17 protein-coding genes are annotated in these 25,485 nt (G+C 41.3%); 10 read left to right on the top strand and 7 right to left on the bottom strand.

Going from position 1 to position 25,485, the window contains the following annotated elements:
* Positions 1-87 precede the first annotated feature (87 nt).
* From glcD to NSMS1_RS12580, 5 genes are all read left to right on the top strand, one after another.
* Positions 88-1,560: a glycolate oxidase subunit GlcD gene (glcD, locus tag NSMS1_RS12600; protein WP_224095217.1), complete on the top strand. Its 1,473-nt coding sequence runs from the start codon at positions 88-90 to the stop codon at positions 1,558-1,560.
* Between the two features lie 151 nt (positions 1,561-1,711).
* Positions 1,712-2,371 carry a hypothetical protein gene (locus NSMS1_RS12595; protein WP_224093598.1) on the top strand — a complete coding sequence of 220 codons (660 nt, stop codon included), beginning with the start codon at positions 1,712-1,714 and terminating at the stop codon, positions 2,369-2,371.
* A gap of 171 nt (positions 2,372-2,542) precedes the next feature.
* The gene (locus NSMS1_RS12590; RefSeq protein WP_224093596.1) at positions 2,543-3,808 is read left to right on the top strand and encodes a glycoside hydrolase family 10 protein; all 1,266 of its coding nucleotides are present in this window, start codon (positions 2,543-2,545) and stop codon (positions 3,806-3,808) included.
* A gap of 9 nt (positions 3,809-3,817) precedes the next feature.
* Positions 3,818-4,372 carry a hypothetical protein gene (locus NSMS1_RS12585; RefSeq protein ID WP_224093594.1) on the top strand — a complete coding sequence of 185 codons (555 nt, stop codon included), beginning with the start codon at positions 3,818-3,820 and terminating at the stop codon, positions 4,370-4,372.
* Positions 4,373-4,795: 423 nt separating this feature from the next.
* Positions 4,796-7,096 carry a GAF domain-containing protein gene (locus NSMS1_RS12580; protein ID WP_224093590.1) on the top strand — a complete coding sequence of 767 codons (2,301 nt, stop codon included), beginning with the start codon at positions 4,796-4,798 and terminating at the stop codon, positions 7,094-7,096.
* A 101-nt stretch (positions 7,097-7,197) separates the two neighbouring features.
* Here the strand turns inward: NSMS1_RS12580 and gcvP are convergent, their stop codons facing one another.
* From gcvP to gcvT, 3 genes are all read right to left on the bottom strand, one after another.
* The gene (gene gcvP, locus NSMS1_RS12575) at positions 7,198-10,152 is read right to left on the bottom strand and encodes an aminomethyl-transferring glycine dehydrogenase (protein WP_224093589.1); all 2,955 of its coding nucleotides are present in this window, start codon (positions 10,150-10,152) and stop codon (positions 7,198-7,200) included.
* 232 nt (positions 10,153-10,384) lie between these two features.
* Positions 10,385-10,777 carry a glycine cleavage system protein GcvH gene (gene gcvH, locus NSMS1_RS12570; protein ID WP_067764001.1) on the bottom strand — a complete coding sequence of 131 codons (393 nt, stop codon included), beginning with the start codon at positions 10,775-10,777 and terminating at the stop codon, positions 10,385-10,387.
* A 90-nt stretch (positions 10,778-10,867) separates the two neighbouring features.
* Positions 10,868-11,998, bottom strand: a complete 1,131-nt coding sequence (gene gcvT, locus NSMS1_RS12565) for a glycine cleavage system aminomethyltransferase GcvT (RefSeq protein WP_224093588.1) — start codon at positions 11,996-11,998, stop codon at positions 10,868-10,870.
* A gap of 174 nt (positions 11,999-12,172) precedes the next feature.
* Here gcvT and NSMS1_RS12560 point away from each other — a divergent pair, with 174 nt between their 5' ends.
* Together NSMS1_RS12560 and NSMS1_RS12555 are read left to right on the top strand one after the other, a co-directional pair.
* Positions 12,173-12,667 carry a pentapeptide repeat-containing protein gene (locus NSMS1_RS12560; RefSeq protein ID WP_224093587.1) on the top strand — a complete coding sequence of 165 codons (495 nt, stop codon included), beginning with the start codon at positions 12,173-12,175 and terminating at the stop codon, positions 12,665-12,667.
* 214 nt (positions 12,668-12,881) lie between these two features.
* The gene (locus NSMS1_RS12555; RefSeq protein WP_224093586.1) at positions 12,882-13,676 is read left to right on the top strand and encodes a DUF2993 domain-containing protein; all 795 of its coding nucleotides are present in this window, start codon (positions 12,882-12,884) and stop codon (positions 13,674-13,676) included.
* Between the two features lie 99 nt (positions 13,677-13,775).
* On the opposite strand, the gene petJ is transcribed toward NSMS1_RS12555, so the two are convergent.
* The 3 genes from petJ to NSMS1_RS12540 all read right to left on the bottom strand — a co-directional run bounded on the left by petJ (position 13,776) and on the right by NSMS1_RS12540 (position 16,088).
* A complete protein-coding gene (gene petJ, locus NSMS1_RS12550; protein WP_224095216.1) occupies positions 13,776-14,111 on the bottom strand; it encodes a cytochrome c6 PetJ in 336 nt (111 codons plus the stop codon).
* A 190-nt stretch (positions 14,112-14,301) separates the two neighbouring features.
* Positions 14,302-14,787, bottom strand: a complete 486-nt coding sequence (locus tag NSMS1_RS12545; protein ID WP_224093585.1) for a GNAT family N-acetyltransferase — start codon at positions 14,785-14,787, stop codon at positions 14,302-14,304.
* A 125-nt stretch (positions 14,788-14,912) separates the two neighbouring features.
* Positions 14,913-16,088 (bottom strand): RpoD/SigA family RNA polymerase sigma factor, encoded by a 1,176-nt coding sequence (locus tag NSMS1_RS12540; protein ID WP_224093583.1) that lies wholly within the window; start codon positions 16,086-16,088, stop codon positions 14,913-14,915.
* A 798-nt stretch (positions 16,089-16,886) separates the two neighbouring features.
* Here NSMS1_RS12540 and priA point away from each other — a divergent pair.
* Positions 16,887-19,505 carry a primosomal protein N' gene (priA, locus tag NSMS1_RS12535; RefSeq protein WP_224093582.1) on the top strand — a complete coding sequence of 873 codons (2,619 nt, stop codon included), beginning with the start codon at positions 16,887-16,889 and terminating at the stop codon, positions 19,503-19,505.
* Between the two features lie 149 nt (positions 19,506-19,654).
* Here priA and NSMS1_RS12530 read toward each other — a convergent pair whose 3' ends face one another.
* Positions 19,655-21,139 carry an FAD-dependent oxidoreductase gene (locus NSMS1_RS12530; RefSeq protein WP_224093577.1) on the bottom strand — a complete coding sequence of 495 codons (1,485 nt, stop codon included), beginning with the start codon at positions 21,137-21,139 and terminating at the stop codon, positions 19,655-19,657.
* A gap of 446 nt (positions 21,140-21,585) precedes the next feature.
* Between NSMS1_RS12530 and kdpA the strand changes: the two genes are divergently transcribed.
* Both kdpA and kdpB read left to right on the top strand, forming a co-directional pair.
* A complete protein-coding gene (gene kdpA, locus NSMS1_RS12525; RefSeq protein ID WP_224093575.1) occupies positions 21,586-23,271 on the top strand; it encodes a potassium-transporting ATPase subunit KdpA in 1,686 nt (561 codons plus the stop codon).
* Positions 23,272-23,367: 96 nt separating this feature from the next.
* Positions 23,368-25,467, top strand: a complete 2,100-nt coding sequence (kdpB, locus tag NSMS1_RS12520; RefSeq protein WP_224093573.1) for a potassium-transporting ATPase subunit KdpB — start codon at positions 23,368-23,370, stop codon at positions 25,465-25,467.
* Positions 25,468-25,485 lie beyond the last annotated feature (18 nt).

The raw sequence follows: 25,485 nt of genomic DNA, 5'->3' as shown, positions 1-25,485 counted from the left end.
TTGCCCTTTCATCGCCTGAAACTGTTATTCTTACAACATATACTAATTAAACTCCTCCACCCGGTAGTTAAATAAAAATCTATGCTTATCCAAGACCAAGATAAAAAACAACGTAACTGGAAACCCATAATTAAAGCCTTTGAGGCTGTGCTTGGTACAAAAGGCGTAGTCCAACGCCGAGAAGAACTTATCACCTACGAGTGTGATGGTTTGACTAGCTACCGTCAGCGTCCGGCTGTGGCGGTGTTACCTAGAACTACTGAACAAGTGGCGGCGGTAGTAAAAATATGTAATCAGTATGCTGTACCTTTCATTGCACGCGGTTCTGGAACTGGTTTATCTGGTGGGGCGTTACCATCGAAAGACTCAGTATTAATTGTTACGTCACTCATGCGGCAAATTCTTAGCGTAGATTTAGATAATCAGCGCATTGTAGTACAGCCAGGAGTGATTAACAGTTGGGTAACACAAACTGTCAGTGGTGCGGGATTTTATTATGCACCAGACCCTTCTAGCCAAATTATCTGTTCAATTGGTGGTAATGTGGCGGAAAACTCTGGTGGGGTGCATTGTTTAAAGTATGGTGTTACTACTAACCACGTTTTGGGTTTGAAAATTGTTACGCCGGAAGGGGAAATAGTTGATTTGGGTGGGCAAATTCCTGAAAGCCCTGGTTATGATTTAACAGGTATATTTGTCGGTTCAGAAGGGACTTTAGGAATTGCTACAGAAATTACCTTACGTATTCTCAAAAGTGCAGAATCAATCTGTGTGTTATTAGCAGATTTTACCAGCGTGGAGGCGGCTGGGGCGGCTGTTTCTGACATTATCAGTGCCGGGATAATTCCTGGTGGGATGGAAATGATGGATAACGTTAGTATTAACGCGGTGGAGGATGTTGTTGCTACTAATTGTTATCCTCGTGATGCTACGGCGATTTTGTTAGTGGAAATTGATGGTTTAGAAGTCGAAGTTGAGGTGAATAAACAACGTGTCACCGATATTTGTAAAAAGAATGGTGCGCGGAGTGTGACTTGTGCTAGTGACCCAGAAACTAGATTGAAATTATGGAAAGGGCGTAAAGCTGCGTTTGCGGCTGCTGGTCATTTAAGCCCAGATTATTATGTGCAAGATGGGGTAATTCCTCGGACTCAATTACCTTATGTTTTGCAAGAGATTGAGGCATTAAGTCAGAAGTTTGGTTATCCAATTGCCAATGTATTTCACGCTGGTGATGGTAATCTGCATCCGTTAATTCTCTTTGATAATGCTGTGCATGGTGCATTGGAGAAAGTCGAAGAGTTAGGAGGTGAAATTCTCAAACTTTGCGTGAGAGTTGGCGGTAGCATTTCTGGGGAACATGGTATTGGAGCTGATAAAAAATGTTACATGCCAGATATGTTTAGTAATGCCGATTTAGAAACTATGCAATGGGTAAGACAGGTATTTAATCCCCAAGGTTTAGCAAATCCTGGGAAGATATTCCCTACCCCACGCACTTGTGGCGAAGCTGCAAATGTCATCAAAAATCAACAGTTTGAGGGAGTAGAAAGATTTTAACACTCATCAATTAACAACATAATATATTGTTCGTAATAAGGGCTAAAGCCCTTAATTTTTTAAGAATCTAAAAAATTAAAATTTTACGTGTAAAACCATACATTAAATTTATCTATAATATAAAAACTCTATTGAGTCTCTACATTTATCTATGTACTTTGGCGAGAAAAAAGATAAGCTTAACTTTTCTTGGATATTAGGAACTACTATAGGGCTAGTTGCTGGATTAGCTGCTGCGATTTTGGCTATTACTGCTATCTATAATGTCCCATTTTTAGTTACTAACAAAGGACTGATAAACTTTTTGCCTAGTGCGATCGCAGGATTATTTCTCGGCTTCGGTCAAGGTATAGCTTTAAAAAAGTTATTAAAAAAACAGGGATTATCTACAAATATACGTCAGCTTACTATTAAATGGATTTTGGCAACAACTATTGGATTTGGTATAGGTGGCCAAGTAACTAGTCTATGGACTAATGTAAATGGTAATTTAACGCCTCAGATGTTAGTTTTTAACCTATCTCTAATCCTATTTCTCATCGGGCTTTCTCAGGCAATAATCATGCAGTGGTCTATCAAAAAAATTTCCCAATGGTTACTTGCTCATATTCTCAGCATTTTAGCTAGTGTTTTAGTTGGTGTAGGTCTATTTTTTCTCATAATTTCAATTGGCGCAGCGTTAACTGGCGGTGGTTTAGGAGTTCTAATTTACTTAATATTTGCACCTATACCAATTAGTGCATCTACCGGACTGATTTATGGTTATATAACTATTTTATTTTTACCAAATTTATTAAAAAATGATATTTGACACTAACTTTTTTCGCCAAATGTGTAATTTCTATCAATAAAGCAAGCTCATCATCAATTAATACAGTTTAAATTATTGATACATAGATGACGTTATTTGTAAATATTTTGAGGGTATACTAACTTATTCCGTAATTCCTATCCCATCTTCCCGGCGAAGTTAGACCCTCTCATGACTCGGTTGGCAAAACTGTTTTTTTCGTACTTACTGTTTGTACAATTAATATTGTATTTAACAGGATTGTCTGTCCCTTCATTGCCTAATTATGAACAAAAAAGCAGTGTACCAACTACAACAGAAATTCGAGGAGTTTGGTTAACTAATGTTGCTAGTGGTGTACTCTTTGTACCTTGGGGTATAGATCGTGCTATTGAGCAATTATCTGCACTTAACTTTAATACACTTTATCCTGTAGTTTGGAATCGGGGTCATACATTTTACAAGAGTGCTACAGCTAAATCTGTGATAGGTGACGACACTCAACCCCTGCTGAACTTAATGCACGGAGGACAAGACGTTTTAGCCAAGTTAATTAAACTTGCCAAACCGAAAAGTATAAGTGTAATTCCTTGGTTTGAATATGGTTTCATGGCTCCCCCTAATTCAGCTATAGCTAAACGTCACCCTGAGTGGTTAACAAATGGTCAAGGTGGCGTTATATCTATTAGTGAAATGCTACCAGAAGAAAGTGATAATGACCCCACAAATAAGCTAGTCTGGCTCAATCCTTTACATCCAGAAGTTCAACAATTTATCTTAGCGCTAATTACAGAAGTTATTACTAATTATGATGTTGAAGGTATCCAATTTGATGACCATTTTGGTATGCCAGTACAATTTGGCTATGACCCATACACCATAAAACTTTATCAAGAAGAACATCAAGGAAAAAGCCCTCCTAAAAACACCTTTGACTCAGAATGGATGAGTTGGCGTGCTAGCAAAATTACTCGTTTCATGACAGAAATACATCAGGTTGTAAAAGACTTGAAACCTAATGCTAAAATATCTCTTGCACCCAATTCTCAATATTTTGCATACAAATATTATTTACAAGATTGGTCAACCTGGGTGAAAAAACGTCTGATTGATGAGTTAGTTTTACAAGTGTATCGCAACAATATAAGTAGTTTTGTAACTGAATTAGAACAACCAGCCGTCAAGTTTGCCCGGACTAAAATTCCTGTGGCTATTGGCATATCAACAGGAACTTGGCAAACTCCTGTTAAGATTGACCAAATTAAAAAACAAGTACAAGCTGTGCGCGATCGCTCTTTTTTTGGTATCTCTTTTTTTTACTGGGAAAGTCTGTGGGGTTACATCACTCCAGAGTCACCCCCTTACCGTCGTCAGGTTTTTCAAAAAATGTTCAGTGCTAAAGCCGCTAGGCCTCTAGCACCAGTTAACAGTGAACAGTTAACATCATCTGATAACTGACATACCCAGATGAAAACACCGTTAAAATTTATCTTGCTGTGGACTGTTGCTACTTGTGGTGGGTTTTTGGGTAGTTTGTTTTGGCTAGAAATTGCTGAACAGCCAGAGATTGGTATGGTACAAGCTGCTATTGGTGGATTAGCGATCGCACTACCTCAAAGCTTGCTCCTCAAAGAAAATATCTCTATACTCAAATGGGTTTTGTTTACGTCGGTGGCTTGGGTAGCAGTAACAGCAATTGGTGTAGGTGCTATTGGTTGGATTATACCCTCCATAGATATTTTCCCCCTACGCCTGCTCAATGGGATTAGATCCGGTTTTATCGGTGGTTTGAGTATCGGACTAGCCCAATGGTTAGCAATTCGTCAGCCAGTCCCTTGGGCTTGGCAATGGGTATTAGTGAATTGTTGCAGTTGGGCGATCGCTATCCCGATAGGTACTACACTAGGTTTTATCTTGCACCGCTTGTCACGCTTATTTTTAGGCGAAGTTGTAGGATTAGGCATTACTTGGCTGATAGTCGCCATTCTCACGGGTATCAATGCTTATCGGTTAGTGAAGTAATTTGGTCATTAGTCATTAGTCATTAGTCCATAGTCAAAAGTTATTCTCCTCTGCTTCCTTGTCTCCCTCATCTGCCTATTGCTATATAAAGTTAAGAAAGCATGACTTTATCAAGAAATATGACGTAAATTAATTTTCAATTAAAATTGAATTAAAGTTATGCAACAATCTTAATTAATCTTAATAATAAACTTCAGTAAAAATACAGTAGCCTGCAAATGTGTTTTAGGCATTGACTAGCAGTATTTTTTTATCATACCGCTATTAACTTTCTGAGATTTCTGGTAAGAAATAAAGAAAGATCAAAATATCATCAGGAAAGTCTAACAAATCTTTACTTTAGGCGCTAAAAAGCATTTTCTACCAGGAAATTTCGAGAGAACGCGCCTATATAACCCAGTAACACCAGACAGGGACTCTCGCATGAATACCAACCCAGTAGACTCAACCATTAAGTTGAAGGAACAGGCGCATCAGCATATTCTTTTTGGGACAGAGGTAGATGAACCAAGTAGTGGCGAACAGTTACTACTGAGTATGTATAATTCTATGCAGACATCTATATTTGTAGTGGATGTACTGGAAGATGGAGACTTTCAGTATGTGGCACTCAATCCTACTCATGAAAGATGGTTGGGTATTAAATCGGAAGAGTTGCGGGGCAAAAAACCAGAGGAGATTTTAACGGCTGTTGATGCGGTGAAGGTACGTCAACACTACAATGACTGTGTGCGCTTTGGCAAAACGATTTCCTATGAACAATGCTTGCAGTTTCAGGGAGTAACTACTTGGTGGAATACAACTCTCACACCACTACGAGATGGCAATTCCAGAATTTATCGCTTGATTGGCACTAGTAGTAACATTACTGCCACAAAACAGTTAGTGCAAGCCAGAGAAATTCAAGCCCAAGGCGCAGGAATTTTAGCGGCAATTGCTCAGAAAATTCAAGAATCCTTGGATTTAGACAGGATTTTAGATCAAATTGCTCAAGATTTACGCCAGTGTTTAAACTGCGATCGCATCCTCATCTATAAAATCAAGTCTGAGAACAATGGTACTGTTGTGGCGGAATCAACTGTATTTCCTGATATTCCGCTTTTGGGTAAAAGTTTTCGTGATCCTTGCTTAAACGGCAAATATCACCAAAGCCAGGGGCGATGTTGTTTGGAAATTATTGAAGATATCTACGCAGCCAGAGTGAAATCTTGTCAAAGAGAGTTCCTTGCTTCTATGCAGGTGAGGGCTAATTTAGTTGTACCCGTTAACTTACACAAAGACTTATGGGGGCTATTAATTGCCCAGTATTGTGATGAACCTCATCAATGGCAGCAGATAGAAGTTGATTTAGTCAAGCAAATATCAACACAATTAAGTGTCGCTATCCAGCAGACCAAACTACAACAACAAATAAAACAACTACAAACTAAACTAGATTCTCATAAACAGGAGCAGAAAGACCAGTTACACCAGTCTCAAAAGTTTCAGGCTCTAGTTCTGCACATAACAGAGAAAATCCGCGATGGGCTACTCCCCGCCGAAGGCGAACGCTGTAATGAAAAACAAATTCTAGCAACAGTTACGCAAGAATTAGCCAATTTATTTCAACTAGAATCCTGCTATATCGAACTTTATCACCCTGACTACACCTGTGCTAATGTCATTCATGAATACTCAACTACTAAACCCACATACAAAGGTTTAACTAAGCAAATTGCAGACTTAAGCGAAATTTATCAACCACTTTTACAAAAACAAAACTTCCACACAATAGAAATTGTACCTGGTTGGCATCCCCAGTTATTAGTCATCACTCAACTAGCTTGTCCAATTTTTGATGGACAGGGGATGTTAGGTAATCTTTGGCTGGTTCGACCAACACAACAGATGTTTGATGAAGCGGAAATATGCCTAGTAAAAACTTTAGCAAATCATTGTGCGATCGCTATTCGCCAAGCAAGGTTAGACGCAACCACTCAAGCAAGACTGCAAAAATTAGAACAGCGAGAAAACCTCACCAATACATTTCTCAAAAAACTCTCTCAAAAATTGCGGATACCAATAACTAGCATTAGCCTAGCAGCGCAAACTCTCGAAAGCCTTCTATCTCCCACAAGTACATTAGATGAAGTCGTCCCCCAGCTTTTGCAAATTCTCCATAGCGAATGCGGTAGAGAAAGCGAACTAATTAATGATCTGTTGACACTGACTTATTTACAAGCCCAACCAGAACCCCCTACACTCATTTCTATCGACCTCCAAACCTGGCTTCCTCCTATCGTTGAGTCTTTTCACGACCTCACCAGTTGTCAAAGACAGGAACTCAACTTAATTATTGAACCAGGACTGCCACGTTTAGAAACTGATATTACCGAACTGGAACGTATTGTTACCGAATTACTTACCCATACCTGTAAATATACTCCTGCGGGTGAATCAATTACAGTCTCCGCCCAACTCACCGCAGACGCTATGCAATTGAGTATAAGCAATTCTGGATTAGAAATTCCTCATGATGTGCGATCGCGCATCTTCGAGCCTTTCTATCATATTTCCGACAAAGACCCTTGGAAATATAGCGGTACTGGCTTGGAAATGGCATTAGTTAAACAAATGATCAAGCATTTAGGCGGCTCCATTAATGTTGAGAGTGGCAATGGTCAAACCACTTTTATGATTAAATTTCCCGCATCATCTATATTGAGTTCAGGTAAATTCAGATAAGATGGTGGGTTTTGGTAATTGGTAATACCAATTCGTAATTCGTAATTCAGGAACTCAGATGTAGCAAAGCTCGTTATTAATTACGAATTACGAATTAGCACTTACGAATATGCTTCCATTGGCAGACAAGAACAAACAAAATTCCTGTCGCCAAAAGCCGCATCAATTCTACCGACACTCGGCCAGAATTTATACTCGCGTGTCCAAGGGGCTGGATAGGCGGCTTGTTCACGAGAATAGGGATGATGCCATTCGGAACTGAGGAGGCTTTCGACAGTGTGAGGGGCGTTTTTCAAGGGATTATCTTGAATATCTAGTTTACCTGCTTCAATTTCGCCAATTTCTTGACGAATAGCAATTAAAGCATCACAGAAACGGTCTAATTCTGCCTGAGATTCGCTTTCTGTCGGTTCCACCATGATTGTACCCGCCACAGGCCAAGAGACTGTGGGAGCATGGAAACCGTAATCCATGAGACGCTTTGCTACATCATCGATTTCGATGTTTGCTGATTTTTTGAGCGATCGCAAATCTAAAATACACTCATGGGCAACCAAACCATTCTGCCCTTTGTACAACACCGGATAGTAAGACTCTAATCTCTTGGCGATGTAATTGGCGTTGAGAATTGCTACCTTAGTTGCTTGGGTCAACCCATCTGCCCCCATCATGGCAATATACATCCAAGAAATTACTAGAATACTAGCACTACCCCAAGGAGCAGCTGCGATCGCGCCAATATTTTGGGAATTAGATATTTCCCCACTCCCTACTCCCCACTCCCCACTCCCTAAAATGGGATGTCCTGGTAAAAATGGCACAAGATGGGAAGCCACACCAATTGGCCCCATACCAGGGCCGCCGCCACCATGAGGAATACAGAAAGTTTTGTGCAAATTCAAGTGACAAACATCCGCGCCAATATCCCCAGGACGGCATATCCCCACTTGGGCATTCATATTTGCCCCATCCATGTAGACTTGACCGCCGTGACTATGAATAACCGCACAAATTTCTTGAATTGCTTCCTCAAACACGCCGTGAGTTGAGGGATAAGTTACCATCAACGCCCCAAGTTCATGGCTGTGTTTTTCTGCCTTAGCTTTGAGGTCATCAACATCAATATTACCTTCAGCATCACAGGCAACAGCAACAACCTTCATCCCACACATCACCGCACTCGCTGGGTTTGTCCCATGTGCAGAAGTAGGAATTAAACACACATTGCGGTTTGCTTCTCCCCTACTTTCATGATACTGACGAATTACCAAAAGCCCAGCATATTCCCCTTGCGAACCAGCATTAGGTTGTAGAGAAATACCAGCAAAGCCAGTAATTTCTGCTAACCAAGCCTCAAGTTGTTGGAACAGAATTTGATAACCCCGTGTTTGGGTTGGTGGTGCAAAAGGATGTATCCTCCCAAATTCTTCCCAAGTTACAGGAATCATCTCAGATGTAGCGTTTAACTTCATCGTACAAGAACCCAAAGGAATCATCGATGTAGTTAAAGACAAATCTTTAGTTTCCAGCCTGTGCAGATAGCGCAGTAACTCTGTTTCTGAGTGATAGCGCTTGAAGATGGGGTGAGTGAGGTAACTGCTAGTACGAGGGAGGGAAATATCGGGAGAAGATGTTAATTCTTCTGGTGTGAAGGGTAAATCATCTTTAGCTGCGAAGATTTGCCAGAGGTCGATGAGGTCTTCTGGTGTGGTAGTTTCATCTAAAGAAATTCCCACAGCCGTCTCATCATAAATTCGTAAGTTAATATTACGGGCTTGGCAACCTGCGAGGATGGTTTCTAATTTTTGTGTTCCCAACTCTACCCGCAAGGTATCAAAGAAATTTTGAGAACTAATTTTATAACCCAGCCTCTTTAAACCTTCTGCCAAGGTAACAGTTAACTGGTGAATATTTTCCGCAATTTGCTTGAGTCCTTCTGGCCCGTGATAGACGGCGTACATACTCGCCATCACCGCCAGTAATACCTGAGCCGTACAAATATTACTAGTAGCTTTTTCTCTACGGATGTGTTGTTCACGGGTTTGCAAAGCTAGACGCAGTGCTGTTTTACCGTTGACATCTTTAGATACACCGACAATTCGCCCTGGAACTTGCCGCTTGTATTCCTCCTTGGTAGCAAAGTATGCCGCATGAGGGCCGCCAAAACCCATAGGAATACCGAAACGTTGGGTGCTACCGACGGCAATATCAGCACCAAATTCACCAGGGGGAGTGAGTAAAGTTAAGCTTAAAGGGTCTGCTACTACTGTTACCAATGCACCTTGGGCGTGGGCTTTTTCGATGAAAGCACGGTAGTCGTAGACTGTGCCATCAGTGGCGGGATATTGTAAGACAGCGCCGAAAATCGGTTGAGCAAAATCAAAAGTCTGATGATCCCCGATAATAATTTCAATCCCCAAGGGTTTAGCCCTAGTTTGTAAAACGTCTATCGTTTGGGGATGACACTCATGAGAAACAAAATAAGCATTGGCTTTATTTTTACTCACTCCATAACTCATACTCATAGCTTCGGCGGCGGCTGTCGCTTCATCAAGTAGGGAAGCATTGGCAATTTCCAACCCTGTTAAGTCGATAATCATGGTTTGGAAATTAAGCAGCGCTTCTAGCCGCCCTTGAGCAATTTCTGGCTGATAGGGAGTATAAGCAGTATACCAACCAGGATTTTCTAAGATATTACGCCCAATCACTGTCGGCGTGATTGTATCGTAATATCCCATACCAATGTATGAGCGAAATACCTGATTTTTCGAGGCAATTTGTTTTAACTTTGCCAGTGCTGCATACTCAGTTTGCACCTCTGGTAGCTGTAGCTTTTTATTCAGCCGAATTGATGCGGGTACTGTTTTATTAATCAGGTCATCTATACTAGAAAATCCCAATACACCAAGCATTTGTTGAATATCTGCCGATGATGGGCCTATATGTCTTTGTATAAAAGTATTTAAAACTTGTTTCCCTTGGTCTAGTTGTTGGCGTTGGTCTTCATTAAAACGACCTTCATCGCTAGACTGAGGAATAGGGGCATAAGATACCACTAAATTAAACTCCAGAAGTAACTATTTCATATTTTGCAACAAATACCTACAGAAAGTGGGGGTAATACCAAATTCAAAATTCAAAATTCAAAATTCAAAATTGAGAAAACCAGATATTACAAGGATTTCGGGGTTTGTATCTGTTGCTGAAGTTTAGACAATTGGTGTAATTTGTCAACTTTCAATAAACAAGGCAAGACAGTTAACAGTTAACTGTTAACTGACTCCCCAACTACTCGCCTTCTACCTCAGCGCGGTATTCATCCGCAGTTAAAGCGTCATTTACTTCATCAGGGTCATTAACACGTAACTTTAAGAACCACCCTTCACCGTAAGGATCATCTGCAACTGCTTCAGGAGATTCAATTAAAGCCTCATTCCGTTCTATTACTGTTCCTGTAATTGGTGCATTCAAATCTTCGACAGCTTTGACTGACTCAATTGAGCCAAAAGTATCTCCCTTAGTCAGTAAGTCACCAATTTCTGGCAATTCTAAGAACACTACATCACCTAACTGATCTACAGCAAATTCTGTAATGCCAATAGTAGCAATTTCACCATCTAGCCTCACATATTCATGAGTATCTAAATATCGCAAATCTTGAGGGTATTCAAACGACGACATTTCTTTTCCTCTTAAAACACTTAGTCGTTAGTCATTAGTCATTAGTCATTAGTCATTAGTCCACAGTCAACAGTCAACAGTCAACCGTTTTTATCCCTTATTACTTGAACGATAAAAGGGACGTTTAACTACAACTGCTGGGTATGCTTTACCACGTATTTCTACTTCTAGCTGTTGACCGACTTTTGCTAGTTTAGCGGGAACGTAGGCTAAAGCAACAGGATAACCCAATGTGGGGGATAGAGTACCGCTTGTAACTTCGCCTACTACTTTACCTTGTGACAAAACTTGGTAGCCGTGACGGGCAATGTTTCTACCTTGGGTTTGCAAACCTATGAGTCGGCGCTGTACTCCTGTGGCTTTTTGTTGTTCTAAAACTGACCTACCAATAAAATCACCTTTGGTATCTAAATGAACTAGCCACCCTAAGCCTGCTTCTAGAGGTGTAGTTGTATCATCGATGTCTTGTCCGTAAAGTGCCATTGCTGCTTCTAGCCGGAGGGTATCTCTTGCACCCAGTCCGCAGGGAATGACACCAGCATTATACAAACTACGCCATAAATCTACCCCTACTTCTGGGTCTACTAAAACTTCAAAGCCATCTTCCCCGGTGTAACCTGTACGAGCAATAAAGGCGGGTTTGTCTAGTATTGTTGTCTCTAAATGTCCAAAGGCTGGGATTGGTTGTAAGTCTACTTTGACAAAGGGTTGGAGATAATTGATAGCTTTTGGCCCTTGGAGGGCAATTAAAACTTTGGTTGGTGAAAGGTCTTGGAATTGCACTTGATTTTGATCTAGGTGTTGCAATATCCATGCTTTGTCTTTATTGGTGGTGGCTGCATTGACGATGATAAACGCCTGTTGTGTACCGTTGCTGTCTTCGCCTTGGTAGTAGACGATAATATCGTCAATGATTCCACCTTGAGGATTTAACAACACAGTGTATTGGGCTTGCCCTGGTTGTAACCGACTTAAGTCTGAGGGTACTAAACCCTGGAGTTGAGAAATTACGTTTTTACCTTGGAGGGTAAATTTGCCCATGTGAGAAATGTCAAACATGCCAGCCGCAGTTCTCACAGCTTCGTGTTCACGAGTAATACCACTAAATTGTACTGGCATTTCCCAACCGCCAAAGCTGGTTAAGCGGGCTTTGAGTTCTACACCCAGTTGATACAGAGGGGTTCTCCCTAAGATTTCGGCAGTGTCTTGTTGATTAGCCACAGATAGTTTTGCTTATGCGATCGCACTCCAACATCTAATCTTATAAGGAGTAGGGAGTCGGTAATAGGGAATCGTGAAGAAAAATATAATTTATTTCTTCCTCTGCAATTACTACTCATTACTCAAAGTGATGTTTAATAATGGAGTAATGTTGAGATTTATTAAGAAAGCGTTATGAATTATTGGCGAGTAGTAACAAGCCTAGTTTTGGCTATGGTTTTATTTCTGTTTCCTGCGTCGGCGCAAGCTGCAAGTTCTTCTAGTATCACCCGTTCTGCTGGTGATGAGGTGCAGGTGAAGGATTTTGCAGGTCAAAGCTTAGTTGGTACGGAATTTACTAATCTGGATTTAGAAAATGCCAACTTCAGCAATGCTGATTTACGCGGTGGCGTATTTAACGGTACTGTATTGGAGGGAGTAAATTTACATGGTGTAGACTTTAGTAATGGCATAGCCTATCTGGCAAAATTTAAAAATGCTGATTTAACTGATGCTATTTTTACCGATGCCATGATGCTGCGCTCTATTTTTGATAATGTAGATGTTACTGGGGCGGATTTTACTAATGCGGTTTTGGACGGAGTACAGGTAAAAAAGCTCTGCACCAAAGCTAGTGGAGTTAATTCCAAAACTGGGGTTGATACCCGCGAGTCTCTGGGTTGTAAGTAACAAGGAGAAGGGAATTTAAAAATTTCTTATTCCCTACTCAAAATTCAGTAAAAAATTCCTATACAGAACGCTAAGAAGTAGCGTTTTGTAGCTTTTATCTTGATTTATTAGAAAACTCGACCCTGCATATCAGCACATTCAATCACTCAGGGGTTGCTGAAATCTTCACATTTTGTTACAAAAATACAAAGAACTTCTAGAGACCCACAACCAAATGTTCGGCGGACTTACTGGTTTCCAAGATCCTAAAGGCACTGATTGGGGCGAAAGAATGCTCAATACAGTTGCCAGCCAAACGATTCGCCACTTGTTTACTCAAAGCGAGTCAGTAGAAGTCTTTGTGCGTTGCTTTCCCTCCAGCAAGCTGTTGCAAGGTAGTATTGACAGCTTCAAAATGAGCGGACGAGGCTTAGTTATTCGCAGAGATTTTGCCGTAGAGGAAATGTCTTTTGAGACTGATGCGGTATCTATTGACTTTGGTGCTGTTTTGAGCGGTAAGTTAAATCTCAAACAACCTACTCAGGCGATCGCTCAAGTTATATTATCTGAAACTGGACTCAACAAAGCATTTAAAGCTGAACTAGTGCAGAAGCGTCTAGTTAACTTAGCTGTACCCGCCTTAACTGAGTTATCGGATGGGAAACCAGTCTCTTTTACGGAGGTTCAAGTACAACTTCTGCCCCAAAATAGCCTAAAAATTAATGCCCAGGCAGATTTAGGTGATGGAGAACTCATACCTATAACGATGACTCTAACAGTGGCTGTAGAAAAGCGTCGCCGCATTTCTTTTAAAAATCCTATAGTTGATCTTGATTCAGTTTCCGAATCGCAAAAAGAAATATCAAAAACCTTAAGCCTAGTACTGGCAGAAATTTTAGATAATATGGTCGATTTAGACCGTTTTGACCTTGACGGCGTGAAAATGCGCCTGAATCGTTTAGATACTGAAGGAGACAAATTGATATTTAGTGGCTACGCAGAAATCGAAAGGATTCCGCGTAGTTCTTAAGAAAGCAGAGGAGATGGAGAGATGAGAAATATGAGGAAGAATTGTTAGTATTGTTCCCCATCTTCCCCTACTTCCCCCACTCCCCACTCCCCTTAGTGATTACTTCCAATCCTTGTCTGCTTGCTCTAGTACATAAGCAGCTATATCTTCAATTTGTTCTGGTTTTAAGCGACCGTTAAAAGCAGGCATGGCGTTTTTACCATTGGTGACTTGAGCAATAATAGCTTCTGCTGAGTACATACCAAACTGCTCCAAAGCGTCTTTCTTCAGATTCTTATTGGCTTGAACTAAATTCTTGCCGCCAGCATGACAAGAAGCACAATTAGCACTAAATATTTTGGCTCCATTGGTACTGTCTGCCGCCAATGCTGGTTTACTGAAGGCAAAAGTGAAGAGTGCTATGCCTAACAGTACTAAGGAAAAAATCTTTTTCATTTCGTGTTCTCTCTGCAAGTAAGGCTTGATTGAGCCAATATCTTCTTCAATAATTGTCAACTGAGCCATTACTTGCGTCAAAAGACAGGTTGTCAAAGTTTAAGAGAGAGCGGAGTGGGGGGAGATGAAAGAGATGAGGGAGATGAGGGAGTGGGGGAAAAAATTATTAACTCCTGTCAACTGTCAACTGTCAACTAGCAGCTAATTTACTTATTGCTTCTTCTGTAACCCGGCAAATTCGCCAATCATCTAATATTGATGCTCCCATGCGGCGATAAAATGCTTGGGCTGATTCATTCCAGTCGAGAACACTCCACTCTAATCTGCCGCAACCGCGTTCGACTGCAATTTGGGCTAGTTTAGTCAGAAGGGCTTTACCGATGCCTTGCCGACGATACTCTGGTAGGACAAACAAATCTTCCAGATAAATCCCTGGCTTGGTGAGAAAGGTAGAGTAGTTAGGAAAAAATAAGGCAAAACCTACAGCTTGGCCTGCGGATTCCGCTAAAATTGCTTCCACGTATTTTTGCGAACCAAAAAGATGCTCTTGCAGTGCCAAAGCGTTACCAGTTACAGCATGAGTTAACTTTTCGTATTCTGCCAATTCTTTAATCAAGCCAAACAGTGTTTCGCTATCAGCAGGTTCAGCAAAACGCACAGTCAAATTGTTATTCATTAGTCATTGGTCAGTTAACAGCTTACCCTGAGCGTAGCCGCAGGGTTGACAGTTGACAGATTATTTTCACTGTCCACTGTCTATTGTTCACTGTCCATTGTCAATTGTCCATTGTCAATTGTTCCTCAAATCAACCAACCCTTAAGCCGTTTAGCTATGTGAGGACGGCGGAGCTTGCGCATGGCTTTGCTTTGAATTTGCCGGACTCGTTCGCGGGATAGGTTGAACATGTTGCCGACTTCTTCTAAGGTGCAGGGTTCGCTGGTTGTCAAACCATAACGTAAGGAAATTACGTCTTTTTCTCTAGGGGTAAGCACATCACCTAAAACTTCCCAAATCTCCTGACGCATCATGTTTTCGTTCATTTTTGCTTCTGGAGATAGGTTGTCTTCATCTTCTAATAAATCCATCAGTTCGGTATCTTCTTCTTTACCGACTCGGTGATTTAAAGATAATGCTTGTCGCCTTAATTGTTGCAATTGGCGTAATTGTTGGACGGTGATTTCCAACCATTCTGCCATTTCCGCTTCGGTAGGGTTGCGGCTGAATTTTTGTTTGAGTTCCCTTTGAGCTTTTTTAAGTTTGTTGAGTTTTTCTACAATGTGAATTGGTAGGCGGATTGTTCTGGCATCATTTGCGATCGCTCTTGTAATTGCTTGTCTAATCCACCAGTAAGCATAGGTAGAAAACTTGTATCCTTTATCGGGATCAAACTTTTCTGTAGCTCGATTTAATCCCATCGCTCCTTCTTGAATTAAATCTAGAAAAGGTACTCCGCGATTAAGATATCGTTTAGCAATTGATACTACCAATCTCAAGTTCGAGCGAATCATTTTTCTTTTCGCTACTCGACCTTGATACAAGCGATTTTCTAATTGTTTTTCTGTTATATCTAACTGAGCAGCTACCTGAGCTTTTGTCGGATGCTGTCCTAATTGTGTTTCTAAAGCAGCTTGTAAATCTCTAAATTCTTCTAAAAATCTAACTCTTCTGGCCAATTCCACTTCTTCTTCAGGTTTTAGCAGTGGATAGCGTGCCATTTCTTTGAAAAACGCGCCTACTGCATCATCATGCTCGGTTTTATTATACCCAGAAGGCCGGGCGGCTGCCATTTCGTCCCCATCACGTTCGTCTGTTTCCAGATTTTCTATTATTGGGGTTTCTTCTATGATTAGTTCTAAATTATCAAGGCTATCAAGTGAATGCTCATCATGTTCAACAGCATTCCCTAGTATCTCCATTGTTCCCAATTCAGCAATATTCATAGTTTCCTTGAGGGATTCATGCTTTGTCTGGTACATAATTTAATGAAATATATTAACTACTGAGAATTGGTAGTTTCCCTAACTTAAGCTGTGTCTTTTTGTTGACAGCATCCAGTGTTCGTAATTTAATTTTTAGAAATTTCCATTAATTGCTAGCTGTCGGTGTGTAGCTGCTATGTTCAATTTCTTGGGATATTAATTTCGCACCCAAATTTTATTTTCTCAGTTTCCTACAAATATATTGCTTATTTTTTTATTAATCCTTTAATCTGTCAAACCCCCTCAATCTCTTTTTTATTTAACAAATAGAAAGAAATATAAGTTATTCTCCTTATTATCTTTAAAAATTATAAACTTTTATAAAGTTTTTTAGCTTTACCTGTAGAGAGATATGAGAGGAATCACATAATATTTGTTGGTCTTGATTTGTTATTAGCTTGAGTAATTTTCCCGAATGCTAATAATTTGGCAATTTATTATTTCCAAGAAATTATTTGTATAAAAGCATCTCATAGAGACAAAGGAATGAATATCTATCAATGGGCGGAAAAAAGGCTATTCCCTATTTAGTACTTAGATAAACTATTTCATCAATTTCCCAGGACATAGTTTGATTTTTTATAGTTGTCTTCAAATATTTATTGCACGTATGCTTTGGTTAAATTTGTCTAGTAGATTACATAAGAGGAAACTTATCAAGTATTATAAGTAATAAAAGTAGTAGGATTTACAATTTACATCTAAGGAAAGAAAAACCATAATCTGACAAGCTCAGTAAAGTTAAGTGGCTTGGTCTAAGGAAATAAGAAGATTTATCTTTAGAATTAAACAATTATGTATATTAATGACAACAATTCACTAGGTTTATTAGTTAGCGAAAATCAGAACTTATACCGAGCGGCAAGCAATGCAAATCAGTATGTTGAAGTATTAGTTGACTGTCCTGGTAATTCAGGATTATTCACATACCGGATACCAAATCAGTTAGAAATCAAACCAGGAGATATATTAAGTGTACCTTTTGGCCCTCAGCAATTAGGCGCGATCGCAATTCGATTATCCACACAACCCAATGTTGACATAGCGCCAGAAAAAATCCGTGAAGTAGAGGATGTAGTAACTTCTGGGTTTTTTGCTAGTGCTTATTGGGAATTATTAAATCGCGTAGCAGCGTATTACTATACGCCATTGATTCAGGTAATAAGGGTAGCCTTACCACCGGGATTATTAGGGCGATCCCAACGCAGAGTCCGCTTGATAAAAAGACAAAATGAGCAATCTTCAATTTCGTTTTTAAGTCCTCCAGCACAGCAAATTCTCAAGCTATTACAAGCCCAAAGCGCAGGAGATTATAGCTTCGCTTATTTACAGCAAAAAGTTAAATCAACTTATAGGGGAGTGCGGGAATTATTACGTATTGGTTTAGTAGAAAGTTACATAGAACCACCCCGAACAACTCGACCAAAACTGCAAAAAGCAGTGATCTTAATTAACACAATTGATAGTGATTTAACCACCAGGCAAAGAGAAATTTTAGATGTATTGCGTAGAAGTGGTGGTGAGTTATGGCACAGTGAATTGTTACAAATTTGTAGTACCAGTTCCTCTACCCTAAAGGCGATGGAACAAAAAGGCTACATTGCTATTGAAGAACGGGAAATATTACGAAAAGAACAAGCACAAGTATTAGATTTAGATACACCAAAATCATTAAATATTGCCCAAAGTAATGCCTTAGCAACTATACAAAAGCTAGACGGATTTGCTCAAGTATTGTTACATGGAGTGACAGGTTCCGGCAAAACAGAAGTATATTTACAAGCGATCGCTCCACTACTAGCACAAGGAAAATCAGCCCTAGTTTTAGTCCCAGAAATTGGTCTTACGCCTCAACTCACCGACCGTTTCCGCGCCCGTTTTGGTAACAATAAAATCAACGTCTATCACAGCGCCCTCTCCGACGGCGAACGCTACGACACCTGGAGACAAATGCTGACAGGCGATCCCCAAATTGTCATCGGCACACGCAGCGCCATTTTTGCCCCCCTACCCAACCTCGGCTTAATCATCCTCGACGAAGAACACGACAGCAGTTTCAAACAAGACTCCCCCATCCCCACCTACAACGCCCGCACCGTCGCCCAATGGCGTGCAGAACTAGAAAACTGTCCCTTAATTTTAGGTTCCGCCACACCATCGTTAGAAACGTGGGTGAGTGTGAGTCAAAATTCAAAATTCAAAATTCAAAATTCAAAATTAACAACTTCCTCATCCCCCTCATCCCCCCCTACTCCCCCCACTTCCTCATCTCCCCCACTCCCCACTCCCCACTCCCGGTTGGTGAGCGTAGCCGAACCACCACTCCCCACCCACTACTCCCCCCTCCCCGAACGCATCAACTCCCGCCCTCTACCGCCAGTGGAAATTGTAGATATGCGGCAAGAGTTGCAGGAGGGAAATCGGTCTATATTTAGTCGGTCGTTACAAGACGCTTTAGAACAACTGCAACAGACAGGACAACAGGGAATTTTATTTATCCATCGTCGCGGACATAGTACCTTTGTCTCTTGCCGTAGTTGTGGCTATGTCGTGGAGTGTCCCCACTGTGATGTGTCCCTAGCGTATCACCAGACAGAAGAAGGCGCACCGCAATTATTACGCTGTCATTACTGTAATTATGTAGCTGTACATCCTAAACACTGCCCGGAATGTAGTTCCCCTTACCTGAAATTCTTCGGTAGCGGAACTCAACGTGTTGCCCAAGAGTTAAGCCGACAGTTTCCAGAATTGAAATACATCCGTTTTGACAGTGATACCACTCGTAACAAAGGCGCACACCGTACCCTACTAACTCGGTTTGCCAATGGGGAAGCGAATTTATTAGTGGGTACACAAATGCTGACTAAAGGCTTGGACTTACCACAGGTGACACTGGTAGGTGTAGTGGCTGCCGATGGACTGTTAAACTTATCAGATTATCGCGCCAGTGAAAGGGCGTTTCAAACCTTAACTCAAGTAGCAGGTAGGGCTGGTAGAGGTGATGATCCCGGCAGGGTAATTATGCAAACCTATACCCCAGAACATCCGGTAATTGAGGCAGTCAGGTATCATGACTATCAATCTTTTGTGCAGGCTGAATTAGAACAACGGCAAGTTCTGAATTACCCACCTTATGGCAGGTTAATTTTATTGCGATTGAGTAGCCTTGATCCTATTCAAGTACAAAATACAGCTAGTGCGATCGCCACAGTCTTAAGCGACAACCCAGGCTTTGAAATTTTAGGCCCAGCACCAGCCAGTGTCATGAGGGTAGCAAACCGTTATCGCTGGCAGATATTGTTAAAATTTGCCCCTGACGCTTTGCCATATTTACCTGACTGGGACGAAGTACGCTTACTGTGTGCTGATAATGTCACTTTAACAATAGATGTAGACCCGTTAAATATTATGTGATGAAAGGGAGTGGGGAGTGGGGGGAGATAAGGGAGATGAGGGAGATTTAAGAGGGAAAAGGTGAAAGGTGAAAGGTAAGAATGAAAATCCTTTACCCCTTACCCTTTGCCCTTTCTTATGGACAACTGTCAATTGTCAATTGTCAACTGTTATAATCGCCAGAGATCGCCCACAACTAACAATCCACACAATATTATTAGCCCAAGTACGTAGAGAATTTTGTTGGTACGCTCGACTCTAAACAGAATTTCTTGGTAAGAAAGCTGGTAATTTCGGACGAGGAAATATGCTGGTGGACTGAGTAGGAAGGGTAAGAGGCGACTGAGTGCAAGCTTGAGAAACAACTTGATACTCCATAGCTTAGAGCGGAAGGGGTCTTGACCGTATTGCCAGGGAAAAGCAATTTGGACAAGCCTAATTAAAGCTTTGCTATCAGCAACTCGCAAGGACTCATATAAAGGTAGTGCTTGGGAGATGTCATCATTCGTCTGAGAAAGCGCTTCATCCAGAACAAGAACATCTTCTAACGCTGAGTTTACTCCCTGTCCGATATCTGGCGGGAAGCAATGAATAGTATCACCTAACAGCACTACCCCAATAGCTGAAGCATCTTTACTTTCTGGCTTGTGTCTCAGTAAAAATTGGAGTCCAGAACAGTATTGAGGTTTCGGGAAATAACCGCCTTCACTTTTAGCAAAACGGTCTGCTTCTTCTGGGGATAATATTTTGTCTAAGGGTAATTGAGGAAAAGATTTCTCAAAAAAGCTGTAAATTGCCTCGCCATCTTTTAAATTCCAAACCTCATGGTCTGGTTTATTTATAACATTTGCTGTCCGTGGTTCCTCTGGGTCTTTTACAGGTAATAAACCAAGACGTAAAGAACGCTGAGGATGACGCAATACGCCCATAACAACATAAGCCATTTCACTTACGGTATCTTCTTCACCCTTGTTGTCCAAAGGTAGCTTCGGTGGTAAGCTTAAAACTTTATACCTCAAACCAGCACTATCAGAGGGGAAAAGCTGCATCTGAAATTTATTCAACCCGGAGGTATCCCACTCTGCCAAGGTATTGCGAACTACAGAACGAAGACCATCACAACCAACTAGAAGACTAGGTGCAAATTTAATAAAATTATCCTTACCGACCTCAGCAATAACATCTAGTTTGTCTTCATTGTGATTGACAGGTATCTTGTTAATTTCGACACATTTAGCATTGAACAATACTTTGATATAATTTTGCCAATTATGTTCAATTTCCTGATACAACATTCTGACAAAAGCCTTTCTTGTAATCCAATAAGAAGTTTTTCGCTTAGGGTCTACAATAGGCAACTTTGATAATTTCTTGCTACCATCTGGGGCTATTCTTGTTAAGTAAAAATTTTGGGTGGAAACGCCTATTGCTGACAGTTTAGAAGTCATTCCTAGATAATCTGTGAACTTTTGACCCCGACCATCAATTAGATAATTAAAGGACTTGTCTGGTTCATAGTAATCTGCTGTGCTTCTTTGTTCTAGAACTGTGATATCAGTCCAACCGCGTTTAGCCAACATTAATGCAGTAGCAAAACCAGCCGGGCCTCCACCGACAATTAACACACTTTGATGATTATATTGTTCTGCACACATATTCTTTTTAAATTTAATAGTAAGTAGGTTTAATTTAGTCCTTCTACTTAGCTATTATTTCTTAATATGTTTATTCCTCAAAACTATTAAAAGTTAGATCCTATATTCATCCTGAGCATATACAAAATTTTGTATAATATTATACTTTTAGTTAATTTGCCATCAGGTAATTATTACAACCATTCAGTAGCCAATCTTGTGGATGTGTTGTATAAACAGGAGTGTTAATAAGTCAAATATATGTGTAAAAGTAAATTTAACTATTCTTGATGGAGACTTTAAACAGCAAGTAAAAAATAGTTATGGTTTAAACAAGTAATTTATGTAGAGTTAGTTGAGCGATCGCAGAAGTTGCCAAATTGCTCACACTCTTCTCAGTAAACAGGTTATTTTTTATATCTAATAATTAGTTTCATGACATTCCATTGGCTTTGGGTATGAAATAAATGGGACAAGGTTTGTTACAAATCGGCTTAATGCTATGTATTGTCATAGCAATTACCCCCGTTTTGGGTAGATACATAGCGCGTGTGTTCTTGGGAGAAAGAACGATACTCGATCCTTTAATGAACCCAATAGAGCGCAGTATCTATGTAATATCGGGTGTTCGTCCTAAAGATGACATGAATGGTTGGCAGTATATCCGCGCAATACTGTACACTAACCTATTCATGGGTATTTTAGTATATTCACTGATACATTATCAAAGGTTATTACCGTGGAATCCTAACGGTTTAGGTGTACCTCGCTGGGATATTCTACTGCATACAGTAATTTCCTTTGTCACCAATACTGACCAGCAACACTACGCTGGTGAGACAACCCTCAGTTACTTCTCCCAAGTAGCAGCTTTGGGATTTTTGATGTTTACCTCAGCCGCTACTGGTTTAGCAGTCGGTATTGCTTTTATTCGTGGTTTAACAGGTAAAAAGCTAGGAAATTTCTATATTGATCTCACCCGTGGGATCACCAGAATATTATTGCCCATCTCGGTAATTGGTGCGATCGTCTTAGTTTTGTTAGGCGTACCCCAAACATTAGGCCCAACATTAACTATAACTACCCTAGAAGGTGGAACACAATATATTGCCAGAGGCCCGGTAGCATCCTTCGAGATGATCAAAATGTTGGGTGAAAACGGCGGTGGTTTTTTTGCAGCTAACTCCGCTCATCCTTTTGAAAATCCCAACGGTGCGACTAACTTGATAGAAAGCATTGCCATGATTGCGATCCCCGCAGCCATGATTTATACATACGGAGTATTTGCCAAAAATATCAAACAGGCTTGGCTGTTGTTTTGGATGGTCTTTATCGTATTTGTAATTCTGGTGTGGGTAGCCGCAACTGGCGAACTACAAGGAAATCCTCTAGTTAACGGCTCTTTAGGAATAGAGAAACCGAATCTAGAAGGCAAAGAATTGCGCTTTGGTTGGGCAGAAACAGCATTATGGGCAGTGATGACAAGCGCCACCATGTGCGGCGCAGTCAACGGTATGCACGATGCTTTAATGCCTCAAGGACTATTTGCGACTTTATTTAACTTATTCTTACAAATAATTTGGGGTGGACAGGGAACTGGCACAGCTTACCTATTTATTTACCTGATTCTCACCGTATTTTTGACAGGATTAATGGTAGGACGTACCCCAGAAATCTTTGGACGCAAAATTGAGAAACGTGAAATCGTTCTCGCCAGCTTAATATTACTAATTCACCCCATAGTAGTTTTAATTCCCAGTGCGATCGCCCTAGCCTATCCTTTTTCTCTTGCGGGTATTACTAACCCTGGCTACCACGGCATTTCCCAGGTAGTTTATGAGTACGCCTCAGCCAGTGCTAACAATGGTTCCGGCTTAGAAGGACTGGGAGACAATACCCTCTGGTGGAATCTCAGCACCAGCGTTAGCATTTTCATCGGACGCTACGTTCCAATTGTGGCAATGCTACTCTTGGCTGACAGTATGTCCCGTAAGCAAACTGTACCCCAAACCCCAGGAACCTTAAAGACAGATTCCCTACTATTTACCACCGTCACCGCCGGCATAGTTTTGATATTAGGAGTCTTAACCTTCTTCCCCGTCCTTGCTTTAGGTCCCATCGCCGAAGCATTTAAACTAGCCTCTGGTAGTTAGAAGAGGCAGGGGAGCAGAGGAGCAGAGGAGAAAATAATTACTCCCTTTCTCTTTCCCCACTCCCCACTCCCCACTCCCTACTCCCTACTCCCCACCATGAACGCTGCACCTACCCCAAAAAATAAAACCCGTTCTCGCCCAAGCGATCGCCGTCAGGCACGCAAGAAAGCTAAAATCAAAACCAAAGGTATTTACCTCCGGGCAATTAGGGATGCTTTTGTTAAACTCAATCCCAAATTAGCCATTAAAAATCCTGTGATGTTTTTGGTGTGGGTGGGAACGCTCATCACTTTATCACTCACAATTCAACCTAATTTATTCGGCCCGACTCAGCAGAAAAATCCCCAGCTTTTCAATGGCATCTTAACAGCGATTTTGTTCTTTACTGTTTGGTTCGCCAACTTTGCCGAAGCCGTAGCCGAGGGTAGAGGGAAAGCCCAAGCTGATGCTTTGCGCTCAACCAAATCGGAAACCCTCGCCAAATTACTTTCACCCGATGGCACAATTACAGATGTCCCTTCCACCAACCTCAAACAAGGCGACACTGTATATGTAGTAGCTGGTGACATCATTCCCGCCGATGGGGAAGTAATTATGGGTGTCGCCTCAGTTGATGAATCGGCAATTACCGGAGAATCAGCCCCAGTCCTCAAGGAATCAGGCTCAGATATTGCCAGTTCCGTTACTGGTGGTACGCGGATTATTTCTGATGAACTCATTGTCAGAATAACGGCTGACCCAGGTAAAGGTTTTATTGACCGGATGATTGCTTTAGTAGAAGGTGCGGAACGGACAAAAACGCCAAATGAAATTGCTTTGACGGTATTGCTGGCTGTGTTGAGCTTGGTATTTTTATTTGTTGTCGCCACCTTACCTATATTTGCCTACTACGCCGATACTCCAGTCAATGTCTCAATTTTGATTGCCCTGTTAGTTGCATTGATCCCCACTACCATTGGCGGTTTACTCAGTGCGATCGGTATTGCGGGTATGGATAGAGTCGCCCAATTCAACGTTATTGCTACTTCAGGACGGGCTGTGGAAGCTTGCGGTGATGTGAACACTCTAGTATTAGATAAAACTGGCACTATCACCTTGGGTAATCGCTTGGCAGAGGAGTTTATCCCTATCAACGGTCATTCCATCGAAGAATTAGCCAGCGTTGCTTGGGCTGCTAGTGTCTTTGATGATACACCTGAAGGTAAATCTATTGTTCGTCTAGCTGAGAAATTTGGTGTAAGGTATGACCTCGACACCAACCTAGCCCAAGGCGTAGAGTTTTCCGCCAAAACACGCATGAGTGGTACTAACCTACCGGGTGGAAGGGAAGCGCGGAAGGGAGCAGTCGGAGCGATTAAGGGATTTGTGCGATCGCGCAATGGAGGAACTACCCCAGAGTTAGATACAGCCTTTGAGCGAGTTTCCCAACAGGGAGGTACACCTCTAGCAGTCTGTTTAGATAACGAAATCTACGGTGTTATCTACCTCAAAGACATTGTGAAATCTGGCATTCGAGAGCGTTTTGACCAATTGCGGCGCATGGGTGTACGTACAATCATGCTCACTGGTGACAACCGCATCACCGCTTCTGTCATTGCCCAAGAAGCTGGAGTTGATGATTTCATTGCCGAAGCCACCCCGGAAGATAAAATTAGCGTCATCCAACGAGAACAAGCCCAAGGCAAACTCGTAGCCATGACAGGAGACGGAACCAACGATGCCCCAGCCTTAGCCCAGGCTAATGTCGGTGTAGCCATGAATACAGGAACCCAAGCCGCCAAAGAAGCCGCCAACATGGTTGATTTGGACTCAGATCCCACAAAATTGATTGATATTGTCGGTATTGGTAAACAATTACTGATTACGCGGGGCGCATTAACCACATTTTCCATTGCTAACGATATTGCTAAATACTTTGCAATTATTCCCGTCATCTTTGCATCGGCTAATCTGCAAAGCCTCAATATTATGAACTTAACCAGTACCAATTCTGCCGTACTATCTGCGTTAATCTACAATGCCCTAATTATTCCCGCTCTCATACCCTTAGCTTTGAAAGGTGTACAGTTTCGACCTCTTACTGCTAATCAATTACTACAACGCAACATTTTAATCTATGGCTTAGGTGGAGTTATCGTCCCATTTATCGCCATTAAATTGATCGATGTGTTAATTACCCTCGTTGGGTTGGCGTGAAGTAGTGAGATAAAAGAG

This window comes from Nostoc sp. MS1 (assembly GCF_019976755.1).
In the GTDB taxonomy this organism is placed as follows: Bacteria; Cyanobacteriota; Cyanobacteriia; order Cyanobacteriales; family Nostocaceae; genus Trichormus.
This window is presented reverse-complemented; position numbering and strand designations above follow the sequence as displayed.

Coding starts and splice junctions, on each gene's coding strand:
- NSMS1_RS12545 (WP_224093585.1), bottom strand. CDS start 14,787: ATGAATAACAATTTGACTGTGCGTTTTGCTGAACCTGCTGATAGCGAA.
- kdpA (WP_224093575.1), top strand. CDS start 21,586: ATGGGACAAGGTTTGTTACAAATCGGCTTAATGCTATGTATTGTCATA.
- NSMS1_RS12530 (WP_224093577.1), bottom strand. CDS start 21,139: ATGTGTGCAGAACAATATAATCATCAAAGTGTGTTAATTGTCGGTGGA.
- priA (WP_224093582.1), top strand. CDS start 16,887: ATGTATATTAATGACAACAATTCACTAGGTTTATTAGTTAGCGAAAAT.
- NSMS1_RS12555 (WP_224093586.1), top strand. CDS start 12,882: ATGTTCGGCGGACTTACTGGTTTCCAAGATCCTAAAGGCACTGATTGG.
- kdpB (WP_224093573.1), top strand. CDS start 23,368: ATGAACGCTGCACCTACCCCAAAAAATAAAACCCGTTCTCGCCCAAGC.
- NSMS1_RS12590 (WP_224093596.1), top strand. CDS start 2,543: ATGACTCGGTTGGCAAAACTGTTTTTTTCGTACTTACTGTTTGTACAA.
- petJ (WP_224095216.1), bottom strand. CDS start 14,111: ATGAAAAAGATTTTTTCCTTAGTACTGTTAGGCATAGCACTCTTCACT.
- NSMS1_RS12560 (WP_224093587.1), top strand. CDS start 12,173: ATGAATTATTGGCGAGTAGTAACAAGCCTAGTTTTGGCTATGGTTTTA.
- NSMS1_RS12540 (WP_224093583.1), bottom strand. CDS start 16,088: ATGTACCAGACAAAGCATGAATCCCTCAAGGAAACTATGAATATTGCT.
- NSMS1_RS12585 (WP_224093594.1), top strand. CDS start 3,818: ATGAAAACACCGTTAAAATTTATCTTGCTGTGGACTGTTGCTACTTGT.
- gcvH (WP_067764001.1), bottom strand. CDS start 10,777: ATGTCGTCGTTTGAATACCCTCAAGATTTGCGATATTTAGATACTCAT.
- NSMS1_RS12595 (WP_224093598.1), top strand. CDS start 1,712: ATGTACTTTGGCGAGAAAAAAGATAAGCTTAACTTTTCTTGGATATTA.
- NSMS1_RS12580 (WP_224093590.1), top strand. CDS start 4,796: ATGAATACCAACCCAGTAGACTCAACCATTAAGTTGAAGGAACAGGCG.